Source organism: Chryseobacterium populi (assembly GCF_000282115.1).
Classification (GTDB): domain Bacteria; phylum Bacteroidota; class Bacteroidia; order Flavobacteriales; family Weeksellaceae; genus Chryseobacterium; species Chryseobacterium populi.
Genome location: NZ_AKJY01000021.1, coordinates 44,807 through 71,250, shown reverse-complemented (window position 1 = coordinate 71,250; position 26,444 = coordinate 44,807). Strand labels below are relative to the sequence as shown.

Here is a 26,444-nt window from a genome sequence, read left to right as displayed (position 1 = left end):
TATTGTAGCGATTTCTACATTGTTTAAAAATAAATCAGGCATTTTACCTTATCTTGTGCTTATTCTATTTCCAATATTAGGGCCTCTGGGAATTGTTTTTGGAAATTATATGAAGAAAATAAAATAAATCTGGGCGGCTGAAAATGTATTTTCAGCCGCTCAGATTTTATAATAATATAGTTTTTAAAAGTTAGATGGAATAAAATTTAAATTATGAAACAACATCTTTACTTCGTCTCAGCTTTCTCCATGCTTTTCGTCCTAAAACCAACACAAGGATTACTAAAACAACTGCGCAAATTGCGGCCACAACAGGTACAGCCATTGCTAAAACTGACATGATTCCTGCTCCGGCAGTTTCGGTGGTTCCTACAACAGAATTACCAAGTCCGCCCGTCGTTGCCGTTGAAGCAGCCCTTATTCCTGCAAATCCTGAGCTTATGGTTGCGGCAGTACCTCCACCGGCAATTAAAGCCAATGCCCACTGCGGAAAAGTCCCTAGATCAGCAAACTGGCTGGCAAATAATATCGATCCGGCAACAGTAGCCATCGGGACACAAAGAGTATCCAGAATATGATCAATAAAAGGAATATAATAGGCTAAAATTTCAGCGATCGTTGCAATACCTGTTGTAATAAGTGTCGGAAGCCCTGCAAGCCACTCAAACTGCTCATTCATAGGAATCCAGTGAAGATAAGAAGCTAAACTTACGGCAAACATCGGAAGAAATACTCTGAATCCCGATGCAGCAGCCAGGCCAATGCCGATAAATGCACTCAGGATATAGGGAAGATAAGGAACATGGTCTAACATTTTAATTCTCAGATTTATTGTTTCCTTAAAGTTACAAAAAATAGACAAAGATTTTTCTGAAATTTATTCACCCGGAATTTGGATCAATTGCAGTAATGCCCAAACAAAAAATATCCACAATCATCTGTGTCAACCTGAGAAGTCTGTGGTCAATAATCTTGACAGCTATCCAAAGCTAAAGTAAAATCCTAAGGTTTTTTCTGAGCCTGACAAAGCTTAATAAACTCAGTTTCCACATCCTGAAATTTTGCAGGCATCTCAGGAGAAGCCCAAAACAGCATCACAATAGTTTTATCTCCGAAAGCCTCTTTGAATACATCTTTATGAAGCCGGAAACACTCCCGTAATAATCTCTTGATCCTGTTTCTGTGTACAGCTCTTTTGAAATATTTTTTAGATACCGAAACCCCGAACTTAGTGTTTTCCACAGGAAGTGTTGGCTTATTTTTAAGGATAATGATTCTCAAATGTCCGCAGGTTCTCCATTTACCTTTTTCAAAAAGTAAAGTAATCTCATTGTTTTTTTTGAGTTTTTCTTCTTTGGAATATTTGAAATTATTCATTTACAGGACGTAAATATAGTGTATATTTTTATGAATGCTTTGACTCTATTGAGTCTGATCATCCCATTTTTACAGCGCTGAAACACTTTTTGAATCTTTTTTCACTAAATAATTAATCACTTCTGCAGCAGCATAAAGACCGAAAATAGCAGGAATATAACTTATTGTTCCGTAGAATGACCTCTTGTAATTGGTTCCGTCAGTCATTTTCAGGCTGTCTTCACTTTGCAGCTCATTAGAAAATACACATCTGATACCCTTATTAATTTTCTCTTTTTTAAGTCTTTTTCTCACCTGTTTCGCCAGAAAGCAGTTTTGAGATTTACTGATATCCCTTACCATCACTTTACTCGGGTCAGACTTTCCTCCGGCGCCCATAGAGCTTACCACCTTTATTTTTTTTCTTTTTGCTGCAATTAACAATTTAAGTTTTGGGGTCACACTGTCGATGCAGTCGAGAATATAATCAAATTTTCCCTCATCCAGAACCTCATTCATCCGTTCCGGATTTAGAAATTCATTGATTTTAATTAAATTAAGGTTGGGATTTATATCTAAAAGCCTTTCAGCTACGACTTCTACCTTATGTTTTCCTACTGTGGAATGCAAGGCAGGAAGCTGCCTGTTGATGTTCGTAATATCCACAGTGTCACCATCTACGATTGTCATATTTCCCACTCCGGCCCTGGCCAGAAACTCTGCTGCAAAAGAGCCAACTCCACCTAAACCGACAACCAGAACAGAAGCTGTATTCAATTTATCAATTCCATCTTCCTTGATCAGGAGCTCCGTTCTTTCCAACCAGTTTTTATCCATTTTTTATCGTCTCTAAATTTTCTGAAATTTGTTTATTAAGCTGTTCCAAAGAAATTCCTTTTATTTCCGAAACTTTCTGATACAATTCTTTAAGGGTAAAGTCATCATTATCAGTTTCTAAAAAGAATTTATCTGAAGGAACTGTTTTTAAAATATTTTGCAAAGATAAATTATACAAAACAGCTTTCCCAAAACTCAAATAAAAATTATTTCTAAGGAGATCTTCAGCAATATTTTGTTTCTTATTAAAACCATGAATAATCATAGCCTGTTCCGCTTTTTTTCTGAAAGAAATTACCTCATAGAATTTTCTTACACAATGAATAATTAAAGGCTTTTTCACTTCGTTGGAAATTTCGATCTGTCTTAAAAAAACATCTTCCTGTATTTTCGGATCAATGGAAACCAATGAATCCAGGCCGCATTCTCCGATTGCGAAACAGTTTTCGGAAATATTGGATGTTAACCAGCACAGTTGATTGTCAATAAACCCCGGTCGGATGTCTTTTGGGTGAATGCCGACAGAATATAAGAAATCCGGCGGAATACCTTCTGTATCTACATTATAGATTCCGTAAGGAAGATTTTTTTTATGATGGTGAAAATCAAAATAATCCATGGTCAAAAATACTATTAATTTAGAATTAATGTAAATTCTTAAACAAACGTTTATAATTGTGTTAAAAATTTCTTAACTTTACTGAAAGCGACACTCCATGAGAAAAAAATTTACAGAAAAACAGATCCATATTCTGGATATTGCAGAAGAATTAATTGCAAAAAAAGGATATGAAGGAACTTCGGTAAGGGATATCTGCTCCAAAGCCAATATCAATGTAGCTATGATCTCCTATTATTTCGGATCCAAAGAAAAAATGATGTCTTATCTCTATCAGTACAGGGTATTGAAAACCAGGGAGAATTTCTCCGAATTTGCAGATACAATTAAAGACGGGAAACCTGAAATGCAGTTGAAAGAGATCATTAAATATATTGTTTCCCAACTGTTTAAATATAATTATTTTCATGGGTTTGTTACTCAGGAGCTCAGACATACAGATAATTTAAAAGGAGAGCTTCTGGATTTTTACCAGTTATTCGTAAAGAAACTTGACGATGTAATAAAGAAAGGAGTAGCTTCCGGTGTATTTACCTTTACCCCAAAACCTGAAGATATCCTTACAACCATTATTGGTTCTACCTTATTTGTAATCCGTAATAAAAACTTTTACGAATTATATGTTCCAAGTAAGAATGAAGAAACCTATACCAGAGAAGCCGAAAAAAAAGTAAGAATGAATCTCTTACTCAGTGTTTTTGCAATTTTGGGATACGCTGCAGACTAAAATTACGTTAAATAATCATAAAAAAAAATGTATTGGCAAAAAAGTTATATTTTTGCAAATTAATAGATGGGTATTTCCCGGGAACTGTTGAATTTTTATATGAAAAAATATATTTTAGGTCTTTTTGCGCTAGCTGTACTTTCATCATGTGTGAGCCAGCAGGAAAAAGCCATGAAGAGTGCTGATAAAAACTTTATCCTAAAAGCAGCCAACGAAAATTTTGCTAAGAAAAAATGGAAAAATGCGTTAGCTCTTTATGACAGGCTTGCTAACCTGGTGGCGGGTACAGATGATTTTCCGAATGTGGGGTTCAATACTGCCTATGCTAACTATTATGATAAAAATTATAAGTTGGCAGGACATCAGTTTAAAAACTTTGCAGTCAGCTTTCCAAAAGATCCGAGAGCGGAAGAAGCAGCTTATATGTCAGCTTTATGTTATTATGAAGGATCTATGGATTATAACCTGGATCAGTCGAGTACAGAACTTGCCGTTAACGAGTTACAGGATTTCCTGAATAACTATCCTAATTCCGAAAGATCGAAAAATATCAGCCAGCTTATTGATGAATTGTCTTATAAGTTAGAATTTAAAGCTTACGAAAATGCAAGGCAATATTTCAAAATGGGAGATTATAAATCGGCTAATGTGGCTTTAGAAAATGTGTTGGATGATTTTCCAAGTACCAAGCTCCGTCCGAAAATCTATGATTATATCATGAAATCCCGTCAGTTGTTGGCGCAGAATTCGGTTTATGACCTTAAAGAAGAACGTATAGAAAGTGCTCTTGCATTTACCAGACAGGTAGAAAAAGAACTTCCTAATACCGAATATTCTAAAACTGCAGTAGACATAAGAGAGAAGCTGGAGAAAGAAAAGAAGGATTTTGCAGTTATTAAAAAGCAGACAGAAGCAAGAATAGCTGTTTTCACGGCAAGGCAAAAGAAAGAGGCTGATAAGCTTGCAGAAAAAAATAAAACGGAGCAGCAGATCCAGGATCAGGTAAATGTAGAAAAGAAAGCAATGCAGATCCAGAGGGATAGTGCTGCGTTACAGACACCTCCTCCGGCAGCGACTTTCAAAATTCAAAGATAATTCGTAAATTTGCCATCTTATAAATAAATAATTTTCTCAAAATGAGTGTAAAAGATACAAAAGCAGAAGTAAATACCATTACTTACGATAAAGATAAGATTGAAGATAAAGTAGCCTCAATCTATGAAGCTATTGTTATCATGGGAAAGAGAGCAGAGCAGATCAACGCAGAAATTCGTACAGAATTGCACAATAAATTAGACGAATTTGCTGTTCACAATTCTACCTTAGAAGAAGTTTTCGAAAACAGAGAGCAGATAGAAATCTCTAAACATTACGAAAAACTTCCAAAACCAACTTCTATTGCAATCGAAGAATGGTTGAATGAAGATATTTACTTCAGAAAAACTGAAGAAAGAAAATAAAAACCATTTGTGTTTTTTATATATGCAAAGGTCATAAAGGAATCAGTTCTTTTATGACCTTTGCTATTTCATCTCCTCTTTTGTGAGAAAAAATAAGTAATTTAGTATTTTAAAAAATTAAAACTAGATGAGCCTTTCCGGGAAAAAAATTCTTATTGCGATTTCTGGAGGAATTGCGGCCTATAAAATTCATTTTCTGATCAGGGATTTTGTGAAGAAAGGTGCGGAAGTACAGGTAATAATGACTCCCGATGCAGAAGATTTTGTAACCAGGCTAAGTATTTCCACCTTATCAAAAAAGCCTGTATATACCGGCTTTTATGGCGATAACGGAACATGGAACAGCCATGTAGAATTAGCATTATGGGCAGATGTCATGATTGTTGCTCCATGCACGGCCAATACATTGGCTAAAATGACACATGGCATGTGTGATAATCTTGTGCTGGCAACTTATATGTCCGCAAAATGCCCTGTTTTTATTGCTCCTGCGATGGATCTGGATATGTATCAGCATCCGTCCACAAAACAGAATTTAGAACTTGCTGAAGATTTCGGACACCTTATTATTCCTGCTGAAAACGGAGAGCTGGCAAGCGGACTGATCGGGCAGGGAAGAATGGCAGAACCCGAAACCATTTTAAAATCGGTCGAAACATTTTTTAAAACCCAGGATCAGGAGAAAACATTGGATGGAAAAACTGTTTTAATTACAGCCGGTCCAACTTATGAAGCCCTTGATCCGGTGAGGTTTATCGGAAATCATTCTTCCGGAAAAATGGGATTTTCATTAGCAGAAGAAGCGGCAAAAAGAGGGGCAAAAGTGATCTTGATTTCCGGTCCAAGCTCCCAAACCATCCATCGTGGAAATATTGATTTACATAGGATTACTTCTGCAAAAGAAATGTTGGAGAAAGTATTTCAGTTTTATGATAAAATAGATATAGGTATCGCGAGTGCGGCCGTTGCAGATTATGCTCCCAAAGAAATTGCGAAGGAGAAAATCAAAAAAAATGAAGATCAGCTGACACTGGAACTGGTTAAAAATCCTGATATTCTCAAAACAATGGGTGAGAAAAAAACACACCAGTTTTTAGTAGGATTCGCCCTGGAAACACAAAATGAAGAGGAAAATGCAAAAGCCAAGCTCGAAAAGAAAAATCTGGATATGATCGTTCTGAATTCTCTCCGCGATGAAGGGGCAGGATTTAAAAATGACACCAATAAAATAAGGATATTCACCAGGACCGGGAAAAAAGAATTTGACCTGAAATCTAAAGATGAAGTGGCAAAAGATATTCTCGACTTTGTTGAACACCAACTTTTAAAATAAATTTAATAAATTTCCGTTCTCAATTTTTAATAGATAATGAAAAAAACAATAAGCTTATTCTTACTGCTTTTTATATATACCCTTAGCTTTTCACAGGAATTGTTGGCCACTGTTCAGGTCAACTCACAACAGCTGGGCGGAAGCAATCAGCAGGCCTACAAAGCTTTGGAAAAAAGTCTTAAAGATTTCATCAATACTACAAGCTGGACTGGAAAAAAACTTCAGAATTTTGAAAAGGTCAAATCGAATTTTGCAATTGTCATCTCTGAAAAAGATGGAAACAAATACAAAGGTACTATTGTTGTTCAGGCCGTTCGCCCGGTTTATAATACAACCTACGAATCTCCTTTGATCAACCTGCAGGATCAGAGATTCGCCTTTGAATATGTTGAAAATGAAAATCTGATTTTTAATGAAAGACAGTTTTCAGGAAAAAACCTGATTGATGTTATCAGCTTCTATGTTTATCTGATATTGGGTTATGATGCTGACAGCTTTCAATCTATGGGAGGAACGCAGTGGTTTTCAAAAGCACAGCAGATTGCCCAGAATTCACAAAACAGAGGATATGAAGGTTGGGCTCCGCTTAATGAGCCGAAAAGCAGGATGATCTTAATAGGGGAAATTTTAAATCCTAATATGGCACAGCTGCGTTCTACATTTTATACTTACCACAGAGCCGGATTAGATAATTTGTTTAATCAGGATCAGTCAGCCGGGAAGAAAATCATTTTTGATGCTCTGATGCAGTTGAAAATGTATGAAAACTCATTCCAGCAGAATTATTTCTTCAACCTTTTTATAGATAATAAAAGCAGCGAAATTTTCAGCATTTTCGATTCAAATAACAATGGCGGGCTTGTTATGAATGACCTCAGACAGCTTCTGATGGTTTTATCCCCGAAAAACAGTGAGTCCAAGTGGAGCAAATGGAAATAGTAAAAGCTTAATTTCCCTGCTATTGAATTCTGACTTCTAAAGTTCTATATTTGCAGTACTAAAGTAATCAGCTATTGATCCATGCTCTCGAGAATCTATATTAAAAATTTTGCCTTAATCGATACGCTTGATGTATCGCTTCATAATGGTCTGCAGGTAATTACCGGTGAGACCGGAGCGGGAAAATCTATTATTTTAGGAGCCCTCAGGCTTATTTTAGGCGAAAGGGCTGATGCAAAATCGATCTCAAATGCCGAAGAAAAAAGTATTGTAGAAACAGAATTTGCTTTAAATAACAGGTTCAAAAAATTCTTTATTGAAAATGACCTGGATTATGAGCATCAGACAATTATCCGGAGAGAAATCCTGCCATCAGGAAAATCAAGGGCTTTTATAAATGATGTTCCTGTAACACTGGATGTTTTAAAAGAACTGTCTTCCCAACTCATCGACATTCATTCCCAGTTTGAAACTTCAAACCTTTTTACCTCAGAATATCAGTTTAAAATTATTGACGGGCTCTCTGAAAATAAACAGATCATAGAAGAATACCAATATGAATTTTCAGAATTCCAGAACCTGAAAACCCAGCTTAAAAAACTTCAGACCCAGCTTTCCGAAAATAATAAAGAAAGCGACTATAAATTATTTTTATTGGGTGAGCTGGAAGAACTGCACCTGGATGATGTAGATTATGAAGAATTGCAGAACCAGCTTTCTATTCAGGAAAATGCAGGAATGATTTCTGAAAACCTGAGCCAGGTTTTATCCCGGTTTCATCAGGAAGAAATCGGAATTCTGTCTTTCTTTAATGAAGCTAAAAATAAGCTTTCGAAAATTTCAGAGGTTTCTGGTAGCTTTTCTGAGCTTGATCAAAGGTTGGAAGAATCCTTCGTTGAAGTGAAAGATATTATCTCCGAACTGGAAAATGAAGCGGAAAAAATTGAAATTAATCCTGAAAACTTAGAATTATTGTCAGAGCTGAACAACCGGATCAATGCTCTTTTTCTAAAGCATAATGTTTCGGATATTGCTGAATTAAAGGAAATCAGGGATCAGCTGGCCGGTGAGCAGAAAGATGCATCAGAGCTTGAATCTAATATTGCTGAAATCGGAGAAAGCATTTCCCAAAAAGAAAAAACACTTCAGTCACTCTCCGTAAAGCTTTCTGAGAACAGGGGAGAAAGTATTCCTGTTTTTGTAAAAAAAGCTGAAGGACTGCTGAAAAAACTGGGGCTTGAAAAAGCTAAAGTAGATATAGAGCTACAGACAACCCCGGAATTTAATCCATTCGGAAAAGAAAATATACAGCTTTTATTCCAGGCCAATTCGGGCTTTCCTTTAAAGCCGATCCAGACTGCTATTTCCGGAGGAGAGAGGTCAAGGGTAATGCTGGCTGTAAAAAAAATCATTGCCGAAAGCGATGAGCTTCCTACCCTTATTTTAGACGAAATCGATACCGGGGTCTCCGGAAAGGTGGCCGAAGAAATCGGAAATCTGATGCGTGAAATGTCGGAAGATATGCAGCTTATTGTGATCTCTCATCTTGCCCAGGTCGCGGCAAAAGGAAATAACAATTATAAAGTGGTAAAAGAAGACGTTTCAGGAAAAACACAATCCACAATCATCACATTAAACACCGAGGAAAAACTCAACGAAATTGCCCAGTTGCTTTCCGGAAGTAAAATCACCGAAGCGGCTTTGGCACAAGCAAAAGAGCTTATAGGATAAAATTTTGTAACATATTTTGCATTATATTTACTAATGTAAAAAAATAAACTATGTTTTTAAAATTCCTGAGACTGGAAATCAAAAGTTTTTTCCGTGGTTCTTCTGTTGGAATTAATCTAGCTATGAAGATTTTCCGTTTTATGGGAATTCTTTATTTTACAGGATGTTTGGTAGGTGGTGCTTTCCTGGCTTTTTTCTACGTAACGAAAGAAATGCCCGGAGAAGATCCGTTAAAGCTCGTTTCAAGATTTCTTCTTGCTGCCTGGGCTATAGACCTGATCTGCAAATATATCTGGCAGGAAATGCCTACACAGAATATCAAGCCTTTCCTTACGCTGAATATTCCTAAGAAAACCCTGATCAACTACATGCTGTCGAAAACCTTTTTATCAGCTTTCAGCTGGCTGAATTCCTTCTTTTTGATTACATTTTCCATTATCTGCCTGTTTAACGGATATGGCTTTTTCGGAATTTTATCATGGCTGATCGGAATCTCGCTGCTATTCTATCTCAATAACTTTATCAACATCCTTTTTAATAGCAAAGAAACGGTTGTTATAATTATTGGTTGTGTTTTTGCGGCGTTGGGAGCTTTGACGTATTATAAAGTTATACCGTTACTGTCCTACTCAGAGTCGTTTTTTTATGCTTTTTACAATAAGCCATATCTGGTGATATTACCGGTGATTCTGTTTGTGGGACTATGGTGGATCTGCTTCAGATATATCCGTAAAGAATTCTATCTTGATCAGGGTCTGGAAGCCAAAAAAGATGTAGGAAAGACCGAAAATATTGCCTTCTTAAATAAATACGGAGCGATTGGAAGTTTCATTAACAATGATATTAAAATGCTGCGGAGAAATAAGGTGACAAAAGGAATTTTGCTGGGAAGCTTCATGTTTCTTTTTTATGGATTGCTGATGTTTACGTCACCGATTTACAAAACACCGACGATGATGATGTTTATGGGATTATTCGTGACAGGTGGTTTTCAGTTTATGTTTGGGCAGCGGGTTCCTGCATTCGATAGTTCCTACTATTCTTTAATGATGACTCTCAATGTTCCGTATAAAGAATACCTGAAAGCAAAATGGTGGCTGATGAATATCGTAACTGCAGTTTCTATGCTGCTTGCTTTATTTTATGTCTATTTCGGTTGGGAAATGTATATTACTTTTTTTGCTGCAGGATTGTATAATATTGGGGTAAATTCTCAGTTTACGCTTTGGTCAGGGGCTTTTAATAAAGCTCAGATCGATTTGAATTCCAAAGAAAAAAGAATCGGGCAGAAAACCAGTTTTAATTTTAAAGCTTTGTTGCTGCTGATTCCGAAGATGTTTTTACCAATGGTGGTTTTCGGATTGACAAAATACCTGTTCGGAATGACGGCAGGAGTGATGAGTATTGCCATTCTGGGCTTAATAGGCTTTTTGTTCAGAGAAAAGATTTTCGACACTATTGTGAAGCACTATAAAAGAGAAAAATACAGCACATTAGATGCATTCAAATCAAAAGATTAATACAATGATTACGATACATAATTTATCCAAAACATATGGAACAGCTACAGTTCTTAATATCGAGAACCTTGAAATACCGAAAGGAGAAACTTTCGGTTTGGTAGGAAATAATGGTGCAGGAAAAACCACTCTTTTCAGTCTCATGCTTGATCTGATTCAGGCTACTACAGGATATGTAAGCATTGATGGGATTAAAGTCAACGAATCTGAAGCCTGGAAAAGCAAAGTTTCCGCTTTTGTAGACGATACATTTCTGATCGGCTACCTTACGCCGGAAGAATATTTCTATTTTATCGGTGAGCTGAGAGGGCAGAATAAAGCATCTGTAGATGAGTTCCTGAAACCTTTCCATGATTTGTTTAACGGTGAAATCCTTAATGCAGGGAAGTATGTTCGTGATCTGTCAAAAGGAAACCAGAAGAAAGTGGGAATCGTAGGAGCAATGATCGGAAATCCGGATATTATTATCCTTGATGAACCTTTTGCCAATCTTGATCCGTCAACCCAGATTAAACTGAAAAATTTAATCAAAGAATTATCAAAACAGGATGGAGTGACATTTCTTATTTCAAGCCATGACCTTTCCCATACAACAGAAGTATGCAACAGAATAGTGGTGGTCAATAAAGGAACGATGGTTAAAGATATCCAGACCAACCCGGAAACGTTAAAAGACCTGGAGCAGTATTTTGCGGATCAGGTGTCTTTGGCGGAGTAAATTAAGTTAAAAACGAATTCATGAGCATAGAATCTCAAAACGTTACAGATTATCCGAATACCAATACCATTTTTATGGTGTGGACATTTAAAGATGATCCTCAATTGAAAACCATATTTCAGCAACTTTGTGCTTTGATTTTAAATCTTAATAATTCTGCTTTTAACCGGTTTCCGGACAGCAGGGTAAGCTGTGTGATGGGAATCGGATATGATGCATGGAAAAAGCTGGAGCTTCCAAAGCCATTACCCAAAGAGCTGGCAGAATTTGAAGAGATCAAAGGAGTAAAGCATACAGCAGTATCTACCCCCGGAGACTTGCACTTTCATTTGAGAGCCGATAATCAAAGCCTGATTTTTGATATGGCCGTTGAAATTTCAAAGCTGATAAGTTCTGTAGCCGAAAGTATTTTAGAGGTTCATGGATTTAAATACTGGGATGCCCGTTCTATTTTAGGATTTGTAGATGGTACTGAAAACCCTCATGGAAGCGATAGAGATTATTTTGCAAAGATCGGGGACGAAGATAAGCAATATAAAGGCGGAAGCTATCTTTTTGTTCAGAAATACCTTCACAACATGGATGCATGGAAAGGGCTTTCAACCGATGAGCAGGAAAAAGTGATCGGAAGATCAAAAGAAAATGATATTGAAATGTCTGATGAGGTGAAACCTTCCAATTCGCATATCGCCTTAGCTAATATTGAAGGGGAAAACGGAGAAGAATTAAAAATTGTGAGGGATAATATGCCTTTCGGGAACCCTTCAACAAATGAATTCGGAACTTATTTTATCGCTTACGCAAGCACATTTACAACAGTTAAAAAAATGCTGACCAATATGTTCATTGGCGATCCGCCCGGAAATTATGACCGTATTTTAGATTTCAGCACGGCAATGACGGGAACTCTTTTCTTTGTTCCTACCCGGAATATGCTTGATGAATTTTCAGGATAAAAAATATAAAGGCAGAATATATCTCTGTCTTTTTTAGTATAAATTATCTTTTTTTTTAAAAATCTTTTTTTTTGTGTAACCTTTTTAAACTTTTGTTGTCTTTACAATAGAAACAGATTAAGAATGAAACTTTTGTTCGGAAATAAAAAAGAAGATTTGCTGAGCCGTCTTAAAAAACAGGATCCGGTTGCTCAGAAAATTTTTTATGAGCAGAACGTTAAGAAATTTCTGAGTGTAGGGAAAAGCTATATCAGCGATTTGTACCAAGCAGAAGATTGTGTGATCAAAGCTTTCTGCAAAATCTTCAAACACATTGAAAGCTTCCGGGGCGAGGGAAATCTTGAAGGCTGGGCAAGAAGAATTGTCGTTAATGAATGTCTCAACTTTATAAAAAGCCATAAAACCGTTTTTTATATTGATGACATCAATCCGGCTTTTATCGTTGAGGTTCAGGAAGAAGAAGCCGTTTTTGATTTTAATGCCCAGGAACTGTTAGACCAGCTTCCGGATGCGTACAGAATGGTTTTCAACCTGTATGTTTTGGAAGGCTATTCTCATCAGGAAATTTCCGAAGCCCTGCATATTTCAACTTCGGTGAGTAAGACCCAGCTGTTTCGGGCAAAAGAGAAGCTGAGAGTACTTTACCTTCAACAACAAAAAACAATGAGAAATGAACACATTCAAAGATAATTTAGAACATCAGATAAAAAAACAGATCGAGGAAAGAGAGATTGCTCCTTCAAGAGATCTCTGGTCTGAGATTGAATTGCACACGGAGAATACCCAATCAAAATCCCGTATAAGCTGGGTTTTGACGGCAGCATGTATTGTGCTTGCCCTTTCTTTAGGATTTGTTTTGTTTTTTAATTCTGAAAAAGAGACTATTCAGGAACCTAAAGTGACAGAAACCCATATTAAAATTCCTCAAAAAGATATTCCGGAAAGTTCAGATGAAGAATCCAAACCTGTTTATGCGAATCAAAAGCAAGAAATCATTCAGGAAAATATTAAAGCTCCGGCTAAAATTATAAATGAGGTTTCCAGTGAAAAAGTTTTGACAGAACAAACCGAGAAGCTTTCCAAAAAAGAAACCGCATCGGTGATTGGTCACGATATTTCTCAGATTCCTGCCGAGAAAATCATTGCTCAATCGGATTCTTCAAAGATTCCTGCAAAGAAGAAAAAATATGTAGATCCTTCCACACTGCTTTTTTCAGTAGAGCATAAAGATGTTATTGAAAAAACAAAAGAAAGCAACGTTGCAACGATAGATCTGAACGGAAAATAAATAATTAAGCTTTTAACAATAAAAAATTAAATAATATGATCAAGAAAATTATCATGCTGGGATTGGTGTGCCTTTTATCTGCATCAGCTTATTCACAAAGAAAATCATTGGGACTGAACCTGCAGTCAAAAGAAGATACTGAGGTAAGCCCTATAGTAAAGGAAAAAGTGGATGAATACGCCCGTAAAATTGATGCCATTATCCAGGAAGAAAAAAAATTAATGGAAGCGGAATTGCTTACCCTTCAGGCGAAAAACCTGGATAAAGCCGAGTTTGATAAACAAAAAGCAATCGTTGCTGACCGTTTTTCTGAAAAAATTGATCAGAGAATTGAGGAATTGGGATTCGATCTTGACACAGTAATCCAAAAGCAGGTAAGGTATTCACTTCTAAATTCTGATGTGACCTCCAATGAAGAGCTGAAGGAAAAACTTCTTAAAAAATTCAGGCCCACTAAAAGCCTTGACGGATATATTTCATATGGAATCATGAACCTTACGAACAGTAAGGCAGATAACAGCCTGGATAAAAATTTAGGGTATGCGGGAAACTTTGAGTTTGGCTTTAAATTCAATTATCAGTTCAGCAGAACAAGCCCCTGGGGATTGATTTCCGGAATCGGTTTTTCATGGAGAACACTGAATATTGATAACAATATGTTTATTGCAAAAGATGCCAACGCAGATGTTTATCTGGCCAATTTTGATAAAAATCTAAGCAAAAGTAAGCTAAGAACCGGATATATAATGGTTCCTCTTGGGGTACAATATAATTTTTCCAGGATAAAGAATGCCGGAATGGATATTCAGTACAGGGATTACAATAAAGGATTTAAAGTAGGGGCTAATGTTTATGGCGGTGTGAAAATGTCAACGAATAATATCATAAAAGGTGACGGAATCAGCCAGAGAGAACGAGGGAATTATCAGGTAAGCCCTTTTATTTATGGCGGCCAGCTCACGGTTTCTTACAATGATTTCAGCATTTTTGTGAAAAAAGATTTCGGAAACTTCTTTAAAGACGGAAACTTCGAAAATGATAAAGCTTTAGTTTTCGGGGTTGGGCTTTGGTGGTAAAAAACATGTAGCCTTTATATATAAATTGTATAAAAGGCCGGGAATACTTTCCGGCCTTTTGTTTTGTGATGGATCAACTATTCATTTAGGAATTTAATTAAGATCAGGATCACACATTTCTATAGGAACCAGGCATTTTGTTGAAGTACACGGATTCCCGCTTGGAATTTGCAGGCAACATGCATGATAACCATTATAAGTAATGTGATAGGTATTTGCAGGACAAGTGTGACCTCCCAATACCTGCTTTAAATTTTCTCTGTTGATTTTCTTTAGATTTTTCATAGTATTTTGTTTTAATTTTAATTAATCACTAAGGTATGAAAAATAGTTTTAATTAGAAAATTGTAATTCAATGATTTAAATAAAATAAAAAGCCTCAGAATTTCTGAGACTTTCTAACATTTAATCTATTATAAAAAATCATTCTATTTTAAACTTCCTACCATATCTTCCGGTTTTACCCACTCATCGAACTGTTCAGCAGTTAAAAGTCCAAGGTTTACAGCTTCTTCTTTCAGAGTTGTACCGTTTTTATGGGCTGTTTTAGCAATTTTAGCAGCATTTTCGTAACCGATATGTGTATTTAAAGCAGTTACCAGCATTAAAGATTTGTCAACCAGCTCTTTAATTCTCTCATGATTAGGCTCAATTCCTACCGCACAGTGATCATCGAATGAAATACAGGCATCTGCAATTAACTGGGCAGATTGTAAGAAATTATAGGCCATCACCGGCTTGAAGACATTCAGTTCATAATTTCCCTGGGTTCCTGCAAAAGAAATTGTCGTATCATTTCCTAAAACCTGGGCACATACCATGGTCATTGCTTCATTTTGGGTAGGATTCACTTTCCCTGGCATAATAGAAGATCCCGGTTCGTTTTCAGGAATATGAATTTCTCCGATTCCGGAACGGGGCCCTGAAGCCAATAATCTGATGTCCTGGGCAATTTTAAATAATGAAACGGCCAGTTGTTTTAACGCTCCGTGAGATTCCACGATGGCATCATGAGCTGCCAGCGCTTCAAACTTATTTTCAGCAGTGACAAAAGGAAGGTTTGTAAATTTGGCAATGTATTCCGCAACTTTCACATCATACCCTTGCGGAGTATTCAGTCCGGTTCCTACTGCAGTTCCGCCCAAAGCGAGCTCAGAAAGGTGGGGAAGAGTATTTTTTAAAGCTCTTAATCCGAACTCCAGCTGAGCTGCATATCCTGAAAATTCCTGCCCTAAAGTCAGGGGAGTGGCATCCATTAAATGAGTTCTTCCGATTTTGACGATATCTTTGAATGCATTTGATTTTTCGGCTAATGTTCCTTTTAGTTTTTCGACAGCAGGAATCGTTGCTTCCACTACTTTTTTATAGGCTGCAATATGCATGGCAGTCGGATAGGTATCATTAGACGACTGAGATTTATTCACATCATCGTTCGGATGAATTTCAGACTTGTCTCCTAAAGTTCCACCGTTATTTACATGAGCCCTGTTTGAAACCACTTCATTCATATTCATATTTGACTGGGTTCCCGAGCCTGTCTGCCAGATCACTAAAGGAAACTGATCATTTAATTTTCCCTCAAGGATCTCATCACAGACTCTAGCAATCATATCTCTCTTCACTGCAGGAAGAACTCCCAGATCTGTGTTGGCAAAAGCTGCAGCTTTTTTCAGAAAAGCAAAAGCTTCTATAATTTCATGGGGCATTGAACCTTCAGGACCGATTTTAAAATTATTTCTTGAACGCTCAGTCTGTGCACCCCAGAATTTGTCAGCAGGTACCTGAACCTCGCCCATGGTGTCTTTTTCTATTCTGTAATTCATTGTGATTGAAATTTTCATTTATGGCTTATAAAGTTACTTAATAATGAAAACTCTCACAATTTATAATCATTATAAATATCAATCTAAATGACTGATTTTACTCATGTTTTTTTACGTAAGCCTTATTTTTGCACAAAGAAAAATTTGAATGGAATTTAGATATCAGGATCCGTATCCGGTTCAGAAGGATGATACGGTGTATAAAAAGCTTACATCAGACTATGTAAAAGTTGAAAAACTAGGAGAAAGGGAAATCTTAACAGTAGACCCGAAAGGGCTTGAGTTGTTGGCTGAAGAAGCAATGGCAGACGTTTCTTTTATGCTCCGTTCTTCTCACTTAGAAAGTCTTAAAAGAATTATTGACGATCCTGAAGCGACAGATAATGACAGATTCGTAGCTTATAATTTATTGCAGAATGCAGCGGTTGCCGCAGAAGGAGCACTTCCTTCATGTCAGGATACAGGAACTGCAATTGTGATGGGTAAAAAAGGAGAAAATGTATATACCGGAGTTGATGACGGTGAATATTTAAGCAAAGGGATTTACAATACTTATCAGAAAAGGAATCTCAGATATTCTCAAGTGGTTCCTTTGACGATGTTTGATGAAAAAAATTCCGGGTCAAACCTTCCTGCACAGATTGATCTGTATGCTAAAAAAGGAGATTCTTACGAATTTTTATTTTTAACGAAAGGAGGAGGTTCTGCCAACAAAACTTTCCTTTACCAGAAGACAAAATCTTTATTAAACGAAAAGTCTCTTGAAGAATTTATCAAAGAGAAAATTTCGGACCTTGGAACGGCTGCCTGCCCACCATATCACCTGGCGTTGGTAATCGGTGGAACTTCTGCTGAAGCGAATCTGGCTGCTGTAAAAAAGGCTTCTGCAAAATATTATGACAACCTTCCGACAGAAGGAAATGAAGGGGGACAAGCTTTCAGGGATCTTGAATGGGAAGCCAGAGTTCAGAAGATATGCCAGGAAAGTGCGATTGGTGCGCAGTTCGGAGGAAAATATTTAACCCATGATGTAAGAGTGATCAGACTTCCCCGCCATGCAGCTTCTTGTCCGGTTGGGATGGGTGTTTCATGCTCTGCAGACAGAAATATCAAAGGAAAAATAACGAAAGAAGGAATTTTTCTTGAGCAACTGGAAGAAAACCCACAAAAATTTTTACCTGCAACGCCGCCGCATTTAGAGGAAGCTGTAGAAATCAATCTGAATAAGCCGATGCCTGAAATTCTTGCCGAGCTTTCAAAATATCCGATTAAAACAAGACTGAAACTAAACGGAACCCTGATTGTAGCAAGAGATATTGCCCATGCAAAGATCAAAGAGCTTCTGGATAGCGGACAACCAATGCCTGAGTATTTTAAAAATCATCCGATCTATTATGCCGGTCCTGCAAAAACTCCGGAAGGTATGGCATCGGGTAGCTTCGGGCCTACAACGGCAGGAAGGATGGATGTGTATGTAGACGAATTCCAAAGCCATGGCGGAAGTATGATTATGCTGGCAAAAGGAAACAGAACCAAAGATGTGACCAATGCCTGCCATAAATACGGTGGTTTCTATCTAGGATCAATCGGTGGGCCTGCCGCAATCCTGGCAAAAGATAATATTCTATCCGTTGAGGTTGTAGATTTCCCTGAGTTAGGAATGGAAGCAGTAAGAAAAATCGAAGTAAAAGACTTCCCGGCATTCATTATTACCGATGATAAAGGGAATGATTTCTTTGCAGACCTTGCGCATTAATTAGTTTAAAATAAAAATAAATTATAAAAATAGGACGCGTATCTTTTGTGTAAAAAGGAAAAAAGTTTTATTTTTGCCTAAAATCTATAAGAAAGATGATGTTATCAGCATTTTGGCCGTTTTATCAGTTCCTTTGGACGATCTATTTTTTCACAATGTTCTTAGTAGGGTTCTGGTGTATCTTCATGTTCTTCGGTTTAGTGATCCCAATGTGGTTGACTGAAGGTTTGATGGAATATTTCGGAAAAGTAAAACCTTTCGATCCGGAAGATATCAGAAGAAAAAATATTTATGAGCAGGAAGGTGTAGAAGTGATCTTCAACCAGCCTAAAGGACACGGGCCTTTCTTACACGATAGTCACGGACATCATTAATTGATTGTCATTGCTTTTTCACCTGAATTCTGAAAAAGTAATATCAAAGCAAAACAACATATATAAACCACTTACTCGTTAAGTGGTTTTTGTTTTTATTCAATCCTCAGTTTCTCCGGTGAGACCCCGAATTTTTTCTTGAATGCCCTGGTAAAGTTCTGTACATAATCGTAGCCGCATTCAATAGCAATTTCTTTAATCAGAATATCCTTTTTGATAATGAGTTTTTTAGCTTTGAGCATTCTCAGGTCAGAAATATAACTCGAAATAGTGGTATGGTATTGAGCTTTAAACTCTTTTCTGATAGTATTCTGATTGATGCCTATTACTTTTGCTATTTTTTCAACCGTGATAGGTTTGTGATAATTTTCGTCAATATACTTTTTAATAATTGTTGGGTTTTTTGGTGTATTTTCAATTGTATTTTTCTCACTGAACTGCTCGAAAATTAAAATCAGCAGTTTGATGATTTTAGCTTCAATAAATAATTTTTGTAAGACTCCTTTTTTGGAATAGCTTAAAATCTCCTTTAAGATCATATGCATTTCTACCGTCATATAGGGCGGAGTTTCTTTATGCAGGAAAATAAAATTGTTAGTGATCATATTTTCCAGGATTTCTGCACTTTCCGGATTAGATTCAGGATGGATTAAATGAGTGATAAAATGATAATCAAGCCGGATCTGAAGGTATTTTAAAATTTCCTGATTTTCGGTCCAGAGCTCTGCCTGGGTTTCTTCTGAAGAATAATGAAGAATGTATTGGTTCTTTTTAAACTGAAGCTTAGTACTGCAATCCTGGGCTTCCAGATGAATATTCGGACTTAAGAGGAAAAGAAGGTTAAAACTTGACCGGCTCTCAATGATGCCCGCTCTTGAAAGCTTCCTGGATGCAAGATCCCCCTGCATAGTTATGGTGATGTCTTCCGATGAGAATAATGCCCCTTTATTGTATTGATTCTTCATGCAACATTTTTTACTGTCATGGTACAATTTGAAATAAAAGCGGGATATCAGATAACAAAAAGTTTGGAAATGATAACTTCTGATTAAATGAGACTGCTAATTTTGCACAAAAATAAATTAAATTTAGAATAAATAAAAATAATATTGATTATGTTCAAAAATTTACATTTTGTGATGCGCAATATTGGAGTTGGACTTGGGTTGCTCTGCGTCGCAGGAAGTTATACATATGCCCAGCAATGGGAAGATGTAGGAGGAGTGCAAACGGTTTCAGCAGGAGGAAGCAGTAATAATAATTTAATTGTGGATAATGCAGGGAATTATTTTCTTTCTTATTATGATGTATCTGTAGCGAAAGGTTCTGTTCAGAAATTTGATGGAAACAGCTGGTCTTATGTAGGAGGTGGTACAGGAATTACAAACAGCACCGCCCTGTTCAATTCATTATCACTAGATAATGCAGGAAATATCTATTATACCAATCAGATCGGTTATCCGGGATCAGGAATGGAAGTTCGTCAGTTTACAGGAACCGGCTGGGCACAATTACCGAATGTTACGGATACTTCGGTAAATTACCAGGCCTCTGCCGTTTCTCCGGCTAATGTATTATTCACTTATGGTTCTTATGATTCGGGAACGGTAAAAAGATATGTCAACGGAGCTTGGGAGCAGGTAGGAAATGCAGGGTTTTCCGGTGGTGCTGCATTTGCTGAAATGGTTATCGGAACCAATAATAAAGTATATACCTGCAATGTGGCAGGCGGAGTAAAAGTATATGAAAATTCTACTACAGCAGCAAATACAGACAACTGGACCCTGGTTGGGGGAAGTATTGTAGATGCATCTTCTTCGGGAGAGCAGTATACTTCCGATATTGCGATTGATGCCAATAATAATTTATATGTTTCTTATGTTTCGAACACAGCAAATGGGAAGAAATTAAATGTTAAAAAATTCGACGGAACTTCCTGGATACAGGTTGGAAATGCCAATTTTTCCCCGGGAGTAGTTCAGGAAGTTGCTATTGCTGTAACAGCTACGGGTGAGCCTTATGTAGTGGCAAGTCGTTTTGAGAATGATAATTTCCGGAGAAATACAGTGTACAGATTAGATCCTTCAAATCAGACGTGGGTAAGTTTTGGCGGAGACTTTATTTCCGATGGTGAAGCTACCTATAATGATCTGGCGATCGATAAAACGAATCATTACCTTGTTTTAGCCTATTCACAGAACGGAACAAGGGTTAAAAGAATTTCAATTGCGGGAACCTCCCAGATATGCAACAATACAGATCCCGGAAACAATCCCGGAGATATTGGCTGTGTAAGCTTTGTTTACAAAGGGCAAGCCGTTTCTTACACGACGGTGAGAGGAGCAGACGGAAAAATATGGCTTCAGCAGAATTTAGGAAGCTCTCAGGTGGCGACAGCGGTGAATGATCAGGATTCTTATGGAGACCTTTTCCAGTGGGGAAGATGGGATGACGGACACCAGACAAGAACTTCGCCAACTACAGGGCTGCCGGCAACGAATTCTCCTGATGGATTAGCTGGAATTACATCCTATATCATCGGAAGTTCACCTGCATGGTGGTCTCCTAATTCATTAACTGACCTGTGGGAAGCGGGTAGCGCTGCAGCAGCGACGTCTACCAACGGGGCAGATCCTTGTAAAGCAGTAGGACAAGGCTGGAAAATGCCTGACCAAACTGATTGGGAAGGCTTGTCTGCAGCCGAAAACATCAGCAATCCGGCTACAGCTTATAGCAGTCATTTGAAATTACCGGCTGCAGGATATAGAAGCTCAAATACAGGAGGATTTACTTTTGTAGGGGAAAGAGGCTATTACTGGAGTTCAACAACATCATCATCCGGCGGAAAATATTTTTATATCGGAACTACCATTGCGAATCCAGGTTCAGGAGGACCAAGAGGACAGGGCGAATCTGTGAGATGTATTAAAGATTTTACAGGATTAAGCACTTCAAATGTTCAATTGAATACTGTCGGAATATATCCGAACCCTACCAACGGAATTTTAAATATCAAAACAGATTCTGCAATAGAAAGTGTAAATATCGTCAATGGGGCAGGACAAAAGATTAAAGTTCAGTTTTCCGGGAATCAGATGAATATGCAGGGGCTACCAAACGGAATTTATATAGCAGAGCTAAAACTAAAGAACGGACAGACCGTTGTTAAAAAAGTGGTTAAAAACTAATTTCCACCTGATTTGATGCTGACAAAAGATTTTCAAAGCCTTTTGTTTTAATATGAGTTCATTTTAAATTACATAGCCCCGGCGCTGGACAAAGTCCAGCGCCGGGGCACTTTTAATAATATAACGTTGAAAAAGATCAGATGATATTGATTTCCACATTGATATTTCCTCTTGTCGCTTTAGAATAAGGACAGGTTTGGTGCGCTTCTTCAATAAGTAGCTTTGCCGTTTCATGATCAATTCCCGGAAGGTTTACCCAAAGACGGGCCTGTAAAAAATAGGCATCATCATTTATACAAAGATCCACTTCTGCATCTACCGCTGTTTCAGGGGAGAGCCTTATTTTTCTTTTTCTTGCAGTAATTCCCAAAGCACCGATAAAGCATGCTGACCAGCCGGCTGCAAAAAGCTGTTCAGGATTCGTTCCCGGTTCTGTTCCTCCCGGAGTTGAAAATTTTACCTGAAGGTTGCCGTCAGAGCTTTTCGAAAACCCGTCACGGCCGCCTGTTGTATAAGTTTTTCCGGTATATAATACTTTTTCTGTCTGTAAGTTTTGATTATTTTCCATTGTTAAAAAATTTAGATTGTTATTAATTAACTTAAATTGGTTATAATAAATGCCTGCGAAATTATTTTGAATATCCGTCAACTTCAATAATGGCATCAGCAAATGATTTCGGATCTTCCTGAGGCACATTATGTCCGATTCCGTGTAGAATTTTATGAGAATACTTTCCTGTAAATTGATTAGCATAAGCTTTTCCATCGATTGCAGCACCATCAAAATCACTGCTTATTGTAATCGTGGGAACGGTAATTACCGGTCTTGTTGAAAGCTTTTTTTCCAGTTCGTCATATTTTGTTTCCCCTTTTGCTAAAGATAGTCTCCAACGGTAATTGTGGATGACAATGGCAACGTGATCAGGATTATTGAAAGATTGTGCGGTCTGATCATAAGTTGCCTGATGGAAATTCCATAATGGGGAAGCTGTTTTCCAGATCAGCTTATTGAATTCATATCTGTTGTCATTATATCCCTTTTCACCACGGGCTGTTGAAAAATAATACTGATACCACCAACCTGATTCTGCAGCAGGAGGTAAAGGTTTTTTATTGGCTTCAAGATTGGTAATTAAATAACCGCTTACCGAAACCAGCCTTTTCACACGCTCCGGCCAAAGTACTGCTATTACATCCGCAGTTCGTGCTCCCCAGTCAAATCCACCGATGATTGCCTTATCAATTTTTAGAGCATCCATCAATGCTATAATATCAAGGGCAACGGCTGATTGCTGTCCGTTTCTTATGGTTTTGTCAGAAATAAAACGGGTTGTTCCGAAACCTCTTAAATAAGGGGTGATCACTCTGTAACCTTTTGCCGTTAATAATGGGACAACATTTTCATAACTGTGAATATCATAAGGCCATCCGTGAAGTAAAATGACAGGTGTACCAGTAGGAGATCCGGCTTCTGTATAACCGATGTTCAGCACACCTGCGTCAATCTGTTTTAAAGTTCCTAATGAACTTTTCGTTTGCTGGGCGTTTAATCCCATACTAAAAATTAAAATCAGGATGCTGCTGATCAGGTATTTTCTGATAGAGCGAAGGTCTTGGGTTGTTGAATTCTGATACATGGCGGTAACATTTTAAAATTTATACCCCAAAAGTAGGAAGACCTTCCATTCAAAACCATCAGAAACAAGGTCAACCGGACAAACTTAATTCTGAACCAGACAAAGCACAGACTTAAAAAATACAAGAGATCGTTTTATTCTTTAATGCATAGTTTTTTAACAGATTAATGTGAACCTTTTTTTGTTAAAAAATTAAAATTTCTCAAAAAATAAATTACTTTCGTAGAGTATTACCTTGAAAAAAGCAATTTTTATGAAGAAATTTTATTCCGGTATATTGTTGTTTATTGCTGTCTGTATTTTCGGACAGATCAACTATACCATTACACCCAGCCCGTTTAACGAGACGGATCAGATTACACTGACTGTACCCGGAAATCAGATTGATGAATCTGCATGGGGAGTTGCGAATAATGCCATTTACATCTGGTCATGGTCTTTTGATACCAACTATAATAACAGCCAGGATTGTCCTGCCAACGGAAGCTGGAACAATTCCAATGAGCTGAATAAACTTACATATAATTCCACAACAGATTCCTATTCGCTGACTTTTACGCCAACGGCATTTTTCAGCAGAACAGGAATAGGGCGGTTCGGATTTTTATTAAAAGATAAAACAGGAAGCCACCAGACATCACCGGATATTTTCGTGAATGTGGGCGTGCTCAGCTTAAATTTAACGAATCCGTTGGCCAATAGCCTTACCTCTGTACCTTCTGGAAGTTCCATTAACGTTACTGCAACAACCAATGTAAACGCTACATTCCAGTTAAAAGCGAACGGAGCGGTTGTGAATACTACTTCTACTCCTTCCACTTCGTATTCATATAGCTATACTGTAACGGCTGATGCCAATATGGAGCTGATTGCAACAGATGTCAACTCAAGCTCAAAGAATGCAAAATTTATCCTGCAGATCCCAAGGAATGTCATTTCCGAACCGATTCCCAATTGGATCAGACAAGGAATCAATTATAGCCCTACAGATAATACAAAGGTAGGGTTAGCTTTATATGCACCTTTTAAAGATTTCGTTCATGTGATCGGAAGCTTTAATAACTGGACGGTGAATGATACATATCTGATGAAAAGAGACACTACAAATCCGGACCTTTACTGGATTGAATTGAATGGTCTCACTCCGTCACAATTATACACTTTCCAATACAGAACGAATGATCTGAGAAAAGTGGCAGATCCTTTTTCGCCACAGATTTTATCTTCATATGATGACCAGTGGATATCAGCTTCTACCTATCCGGATCTGCCTGTTTTTCCGGCCGGACAGGATTTCGAAGTCTCAATGTTTAAAACAGGTCAGACTCCTTATAACTGGCAGGTAACCAATTTCCAGAGAACGGATAAAGAAAATCTTGTAGTCTATGAATTACTGTTAAGAGACTTTACACAGGAAAAAAACTGGCAGTCACTGATTAATAAAATTACTTATTTAAAGAATTTAAATATCAATGCTGTTGAACTTCTTCCGGTCATGGAATTTGAAGGAAACCTTTCATGGGGCTACAATACATCTTTCCATTATGCATTGGATAAAGCGTATGGAACTCCGGAAAAATTTAAAGAATTTGTAGATCTCTGTCATCAGAACGGAATAGCTGTTATTCTGGATGTTGCCTTCAATCATGCTACAGGAAGATCTCCACTGGTAAGACTCTGGAATGTTGATCCCGATGGTGACGGATATGGAAGTGTTGCAGCCAATAACCCGTATTTCAACCAGGTTCCGAAACACTCCTATAATGTTTTCAATGATTTTAACCATACAAGTCCTTCAACTAAATATTATGTCGAAAGAACATTGCAGCAATGGCTTACAGAATATAAAATTGATGGGTTCCGTTGGGACTTAACAAAAGGCTTTACTCAAAGCTGCTCTGAAAACGACGAAAACTGTACCAATGCTTATCAGCAGGACAGGGTAGATATCCTGAAATATTATGCAGACAAGCAATGGGGAATTGATCCCAATTCATATATGATTTTTGAGCATCTGGGAACTGATGCTGAAGAACAGCAATGGGCAAATTACAGAATTGCAGAAGGAAAAGGAGTTATGCTCTGGAATAAGCAAACGGAGCCCTATAACCAAAATACAATGGGCTATAAGGAAAACAGTAATTATGACAGGATGGATCATGAGCTTCACGGCTTTACCAATATGCATGCTGTAGGCTACGGAGAAAGCCATGATGAAGAAAGGTTAATGTTTAAAAACCTTGAATACGGTGCCATAAACGGATCTTACAGTGTAAAAGACCTGAATACAGCTTTAAACAGAATGAAAACTTTCGGAGCAACATTCTTCACGATTCCCGGGCCTAAAATGATCTGGCAGTTTGGAGAGCTGGGATATGAATTCAGCATCAACAGATGCGCAGACGGCTCTATCAACAGCGGTTGCCGTACAGATGAAAAGCCGGTTGCTTTTACACTCGGGTATGATGGTAATTTAAACAGAAAGGCAGTATATGATACCTGGGCTAAAATTATAAGCATCAGAAATACATATCCGGTATTCAAATCCAAAACATATACGGTAGAGTCAAATAATCTTGCCAATGATCCGGACGGATTAATCACAAGGATTTATGTTTATGACAATACAATCACTACCGGGGTGAAAAATGTTGTTGTTTTAGCCAACTACAATACTTCAGCTAAAAGTGTTGTTCCATATTTTCCATATATTGGGCAATGGGAAAACCTGATGGATAATACCGTTTCAAACATTACTTCCACAACAGCTCCGATTACACTTCAGCCAGGAGAATTCAGGATTTTTGGAAACTATACAGGAAGTTTATCTGCTGTCGATGAAAATTCACCGGGCAGATTATCTCTTCAAATTGCAGATAACCCGGTGAAGAATGATGTGGCAAAACTGATCTACCATAAAGTGAAAAACGGAGAAATTGTGATCTATGACATAAGTGGTAAGAAAATGGATTCATTCAGGCTGAACAATGAAGACGGGACTTATGAATTGAAAGCAGGCTATCCGGCGGGAACATATCTGGTTCATCTGAAATCTGAAACAGGGATTGCGATCCAGAAGATGATCATTAAATAATTACAGAAAAAA

Annotated in this window: 25 protein-coding genes; 16 read left to right on the top strand and 9 right to left on the bottom strand. The window is 37.5% G+C overall.

All coding sequences use genetic code 11. The features are described 5' to 3' along the window. Positions 1-211: 211 nt before the first annotated feature. The 4 genes from PMI13_RS07055 to PMI13_RS07040 all read right to left on the bottom strand — a co-directional run bounded on the left by PMI13_RS07055 (position 212) and on the right by PMI13_RS07040 (position 2,812). Positions 212-814 carry a DUF4126 domain-containing protein gene (locus tag PMI13_RS07055; protein WP_007842168.1) on the bottom strand — a complete coding sequence of 201 codons (603 nt, stop codon included), beginning with the start codon at positions 812-814 and terminating at the stop codon, positions 212-214. A gap of 188 nt (positions 815-1,002) precedes the next feature. Next, positions 1,003-1,377 (bottom strand): ribonuclease P protein component, encoded by a 375-nt coding sequence (gene rnpA, locus PMI13_RS07050; protein ID WP_007842166.1) that lies wholly within the window; start codon positions 1,375-1,377, stop codon positions 1,003-1,005. Between the two features lie 69 nt (positions 1,378-1,446). Continuing rightward, positions 1,447-2,193 (bottom strand): tRNA threonylcarbamoyladenosine dehydratase, encoded by a 747-nt coding sequence (locus PMI13_RS07045; protein WP_007842165.1) that lies wholly within the window; start codon positions 2,191-2,193, stop codon positions 1,447-1,449. Next, positions 2,186-2,812: a TatD family hydrolase gene (locus PMI13_RS07040; RefSeq protein WP_007842159.1), complete on the bottom strand. Its 627-nt coding sequence runs from the start codon at positions 2,810-2,812 to the stop codon at positions 2,186-2,188. The genes PMI13_RS07045 and PMI13_RS07040 overlap by 8 nt, the downstream gene beginning before the upstream one ends. Before the next feature lie 97 nt (positions 2,813-2,909). Here PMI13_RS07040 and PMI13_RS07035 point away from each other — a divergent pair, with 97 nt between their 5' ends. From PMI13_RS07035 to PMI13_RS06980, 12 genes are all read left to right on the top strand, one after another. Next, entirely contained in the window at positions 2,910-3,539 is a 630-nt protein-coding gene (locus PMI13_RS07035; RefSeq protein ID WP_007842157.1) for a TetR/AcrR family transcriptional regulator, read from the top strand. A gap of 99 nt (positions 3,540-3,638) precedes the next feature. Beyond that, complete coding sequence (locus tag PMI13_RS07030) at positions 3,639-4,634, top strand: outer membrane protein assembly factor BamD (protein WP_034669983.1); 996 nt, start codon at positions 3,639-3,641, stop codon at positions 4,632-4,634. A 41-nt stretch (positions 4,635-4,675) separates the two neighbouring features. Then, positions 4,676-4,999, top strand: coding sequence for a DNA-directed RNA polymerase subunit omega (locus PMI13_RS07025; protein WP_007842152.1), 324 nt, complete (start codon positions 4,676-4,678; stop codon positions 4,997-4,999). A 127-nt stretch (positions 5,000-5,126) separates the two neighbouring features. Then, a complete protein-coding gene (gene coaBC, locus PMI13_RS07020) occupies positions 5,127-6,332 on the top strand; it encodes a bifunctional phosphopantothenoylcysteine decarboxylase/phosphopantothenate--cysteine ligase CoaBC (RefSeq protein ID WP_007842150.1) in 1,206 nt (401 codons plus the stop codon). A gap of 36 nt (positions 6,333-6,368) precedes the next feature. Continuing rightward, positions 6,369-7,271 carry a type IX secretion system protein PorD gene (gene porD / locus PMI13_RS07015; RefSeq protein ID WP_007842148.1) on the top strand — a complete coding sequence of 301 codons (903 nt, stop codon included), beginning with the start codon at positions 6,369-6,371 and terminating at the stop codon, positions 7,269-7,271. Positions 7,272-7,352: 81 nt separating this feature from the next. Beyond that, positions 7,353-9,002, top strand: a complete 1,650-nt coding sequence (locus PMI13_RS07010) for a DNA repair protein RecN (protein ID WP_007842140.1) — start codon at positions 7,353-7,355, stop codon at positions 9,000-9,002. A 50-nt stretch (positions 9,003-9,052) separates the two neighbouring features. After that, on the top strand, positions 9,053-10,522 hold the full coding sequence (locus PMI13_RS07005; RefSeq protein ID WP_007842139.1) for a DUF5687 family protein: 1,470 nt from the start codon (positions 9,053-9,055) through the stop codon (positions 10,520-10,522). 4 nt (positions 10,523-10,526) lie between these two features. Further along, on the top strand, positions 10,527-11,240 hold the full coding sequence (locus PMI13_RS07000) for an ABC transporter ATP-binding protein (protein ID WP_007842137.1): 714 nt from the start codon (positions 10,527-10,529) through the stop codon (positions 11,238-11,240). A 20-nt stretch (positions 11,241-11,260) separates the two neighbouring features. Continuing rightward, positions 11,261-12,196, top strand: coding sequence for a Dyp-type peroxidase (locus PMI13_RS06995; RefSeq protein WP_007842136.1), 936 nt, complete (start codon positions 11,261-11,263; stop codon positions 12,194-12,196). Between the two features lie 123 nt (positions 12,197-12,319). After that, positions 12,320-12,886 (top strand): RNA polymerase sigma factor, encoded by a 567-nt coding sequence (locus tag PMI13_RS06990; RefSeq protein ID WP_007842135.1) that lies wholly within the window; start codon positions 12,320-12,322, stop codon positions 12,884-12,886. After that, positions 12,867-13,484: a hypothetical protein gene (locus PMI13_RS06985; protein ID WP_007842134.1), complete on the top strand. Its 618-nt coding sequence runs from the start codon at positions 12,867-12,869 to the stop codon at positions 13,482-13,484. The genes PMI13_RS06990 and PMI13_RS06985 overlap by 20 nt, the downstream gene beginning before the upstream one ends. Before the next feature lie 35 nt (positions 13,485-13,519). After that, positions 13,520-14,560: an outer membrane beta-barrel protein gene (locus tag PMI13_RS06980; protein WP_007842132.1), complete on the top strand. Its 1,041-nt coding sequence runs from the start codon at positions 13,520-13,522 to the stop codon at positions 14,558-14,560. Between the two features lie 93 nt (positions 14,561-14,653). On the opposite strand, the gene PMI13_RS20870 is transcribed toward PMI13_RS06980, so the two are convergent. Both PMI13_RS20870 and fumC read right to left on the bottom strand, forming a co-directional pair. Then, the gene (locus tag PMI13_RS20870) at positions 14,654-14,845 is read right to left on the bottom strand and encodes a bacteriocin-like protein (RefSeq protein WP_007842130.1); all 192 of its coding nucleotides are present in this window, start codon (positions 14,843-14,845) and stop codon (positions 14,654-14,656) included. A gap of 143 nt (positions 14,846-14,988) precedes the next feature. Then, positions 14,989-16,383, bottom strand: coding sequence for a class II fumarate hydratase (gene fumC, locus PMI13_RS06975; protein ID WP_034669985.1), 1,395 nt, complete (start codon positions 16,381-16,383; stop codon positions 14,989-14,991). 148 nt (positions 16,384-16,531) lie between these two features. On the opposite strand from fumC, the gene PMI13_RS06970 reads away from it, so the two are divergent. Beyond that, positions 16,532-18,139 carry a fumarate hydratase gene (locus PMI13_RS06970; protein WP_007842128.1) on the top strand — a complete coding sequence of 536 codons (1,608 nt, stop codon included), beginning with the start codon at positions 16,532-16,534 and terminating at the stop codon, positions 18,137-18,139. 95 nt (positions 18,140-18,234) lie between these two features. Further along, on the top strand, positions 18,235-18,513 hold the full coding sequence (locus PMI13_RS06965; RefSeq protein ID WP_007842127.1) for a hypothetical protein: 279 nt from the start codon (positions 18,235-18,237) through the stop codon (positions 18,511-18,513). 95 nt (positions 18,514-18,608) lie between these two features. On the opposite strand, the gene PMI13_RS06960 is transcribed toward PMI13_RS06965, so the two are convergent. Then, positions 18,609-19,478, bottom strand: coding sequence for a helix-turn-helix transcriptional regulator (locus PMI13_RS06960; RefSeq protein ID WP_007842126.1), 870 nt, complete (start codon positions 19,476-19,478; stop codon positions 18,609-18,611). A 150-nt stretch (positions 19,479-19,628) separates the two neighbouring features. Here PMI13_RS06960 and PMI13_RS06955 point away from each other — a divergent pair, with 150 nt between their 5' ends. Next, positions 19,629-21,701, top strand: a complete 2,073-nt coding sequence (locus tag PMI13_RS06955; RefSeq protein WP_007842125.1) for a T9SS type A sorting domain-containing protein — start codon at positions 19,629-19,631, stop codon at positions 21,699-21,701. 136 nt (positions 21,702-21,837) lie between these two features. Here the strand turns inward: PMI13_RS06955 and PMI13_RS06950 are convergent, their stop codons facing one another. Together PMI13_RS06950 and PMI13_RS06945 are read right to left on the bottom strand one after the other, a co-directional pair. Then, positions 21,838-22,269, bottom strand: coding sequence for an organic hydroperoxide resistance protein (locus PMI13_RS06950; RefSeq protein WP_007842124.1), 432 nt, complete (start codon positions 22,267-22,269; stop codon positions 21,838-21,840). A 61-nt stretch (positions 22,270-22,330) separates the two neighbouring features. Further along, positions 22,331-23,338 (bottom strand): alpha/beta fold hydrolase, encoded by a 1,008-nt coding sequence (locus PMI13_RS06945; RefSeq protein WP_007842123.1) that lies wholly within the window; start codon positions 23,336-23,338, stop codon positions 22,331-22,333. Between the two features lie 253 nt (positions 23,339-23,591). Between PMI13_RS06945 and PMI13_RS06940 the strand changes: the two genes are divergently transcribed. After that, entirely contained in the window at positions 23,592-26,432 is a 2,841-nt protein-coding gene (locus PMI13_RS06940; protein WP_007842119.1) for an alpha-amylase family glycosyl hydrolase, read from the top strand. Positions 26,433-26,444: the final 12 nt, after the last annotated feature.

What these genes read in the sequence shown, in the direction of transcription:
- PMI13_RS06995 (WP_007842136.1), top strand. Translation starts at nt 11,261, where the DNA reads ATGAGCATAGAATCTCAAAACGTTACAGATTATCCGAATACCAATACC.
- PMI13_RS06940 (WP_007842119.1), top strand. Translation starts at nt 23,592, where the DNA reads ATGAAGAAATTTTATTCCGGTATATTGTTGTTTATTGCTGTCTGTATT.
- PMI13_RS06960 (WP_007842126.1), bottom strand. Translation starts at nt 19,478, where the DNA reads ATGAAGAATCAATACAATAAAGGGGCATTATTCTCATCGGAAGACATC.
- PMI13_RS07030 (WP_034669983.1), top strand. Translation starts at nt 3,639, where the DNA reads ATGAAAAAATATATTTTAGGTCTTTTTGCGCTAGCTGTACTTTCATCA.
- PMI13_RS07000 (WP_007842137.1), top strand. Translation starts at nt 10,527, where the DNA reads ATGATTACGATACATAATTTATCCAAAACATATGGAACAGCTACAGTT.
- PMI13_RS06990 (WP_007842135.1), top strand. Translation starts at nt 12,320, where the DNA reads ATGAAACTTTTGTTCGGAAATAAAAAAGAAGATTTGCTGAGCCGTCTT.
- PMI13_RS07035 (WP_007842157.1), top strand. Translation starts at nt 2,910, where the DNA reads ATGAGAAAAAAATTTACAGAAAAACAGATCCATATTCTGGATATTGCA.
- PMI13_RS07010 (WP_007842140.1), top strand. Translation starts at nt 7,353, where the DNA reads ATGCTCTCGAGAATCTATATTAAAAATTTTGCCTTAATCGATACGCTT.
- PMI13_RS06950 (WP_007842124.1), bottom strand. Translation starts at nt 22,269, where the DNA reads ATGGAAAATAATCAAAACTTACAGACAGAAAAAGTATTATATACCGGA.
- PMI13_RS07045 (WP_007842165.1), bottom strand. Translation starts at nt 2,193, where the DNA reads ATGGATAAAAACTGGTTGGAAAGAACGGAGCTCCTGATCAAGGAAGAT.
- PMI13_RS07040 (WP_007842159.1), bottom strand. Translation starts at nt 2,812, where the DNA reads ATGGATTATTTTGATTTTCACCATCATAAAAAAAATCTTCCTTACGGA.
- PMI13_RS06965 (WP_007842127.1), top strand. Translation starts at nt 18,235, where the DNA reads ATGATGTTATCAGCATTTTGGCCGTTTTATCAGTTCCTTTGGACGATC.
- rnpA (WP_007842166.1), bottom strand. Translation starts at nt 1,377, where the DNA reads ATGAATAATTTCAAATATTCCAAAGAAGAAAAACTCAAAAAAAACAAT.
- PMI13_RS06945 (WP_007842123.1), bottom strand. Translation starts at nt 23,338, where the DNA reads ATGTATCAGAATTCAACAACCCAAGACCTTCGCTCTATCAGAAAATAC.
- PMI13_RS06955 (WP_007842125.1), top strand. Translation starts at nt 19,629, where the DNA reads ATGTTCAAAAATTTACATTTTGTGATGCGCAATATTGGAGTTGGACTT.
- PMI13_RS06980 (WP_007842132.1), top strand. Translation starts at nt 13,520, where the DNA reads ATGATCAAGAAAATTATCATGCTGGGATTGGTGTGCCTTTTATCTGCA.
- PMI13_RS06970 (WP_007842128.1), top strand. Translation starts at nt 16,532, where the DNA reads ATGGAATTTAGATATCAGGATCCGTATCCGGTTCAGAAGGATGATACG.
- PMI13_RS07005 (WP_007842139.1), top strand. Translation starts at nt 9,053, where the DNA reads ATGTTTTTAAAATTCCTGAGACTGGAAATCAAAAGTTTTTTCCGTGGT.
- PMI13_RS07025 (WP_007842152.1), top strand. Translation starts at nt 4,676, where the DNA reads ATGAGTGTAAAAGATACAAAAGCAGAAGTAAATACCATTACTTACGAT.
- coaBC (WP_007842150.1), top strand. Translation starts at nt 5,127, where the DNA reads ATGAGCCTTTCCGGGAAAAAAATTCTTATTGCGATTTCTGGAGGAATT.
- PMI13_RS20870 (WP_007842130.1), bottom strand. Translation starts at nt 14,845, where the DNA reads ATGAAAAATCTAAAGAAAATCAACAGAGAAAATTTAAAGCAGGTATTG.
- fumC (WP_034669985.1), bottom strand. Translation starts at nt 16,383, where the DNA reads ATGAATTACAGAATAGAAAAAGACACCATGGGCGAGGTTCAGGTACCT.
- PMI13_RS06985 (WP_007842134.1), top strand. Translation starts at nt 12,867, where the DNA reads ATGAACACATTCAAAGATAATTTAGAACATCAGATAAAAAAACAGATC.
- PMI13_RS07055 (WP_007842168.1), bottom strand. Translation starts at nt 814, where the DNA reads ATGTTAGACCATGTTCCTTATCTTCCCTATATCCTGAGTGCATTTATC.
- porD (WP_007842148.1), top strand. Translation starts at nt 6,369, where the DNA reads ATGAAAAAAACAATAAGCTTATTCTTACTGCTTTTTATATATACCCTT.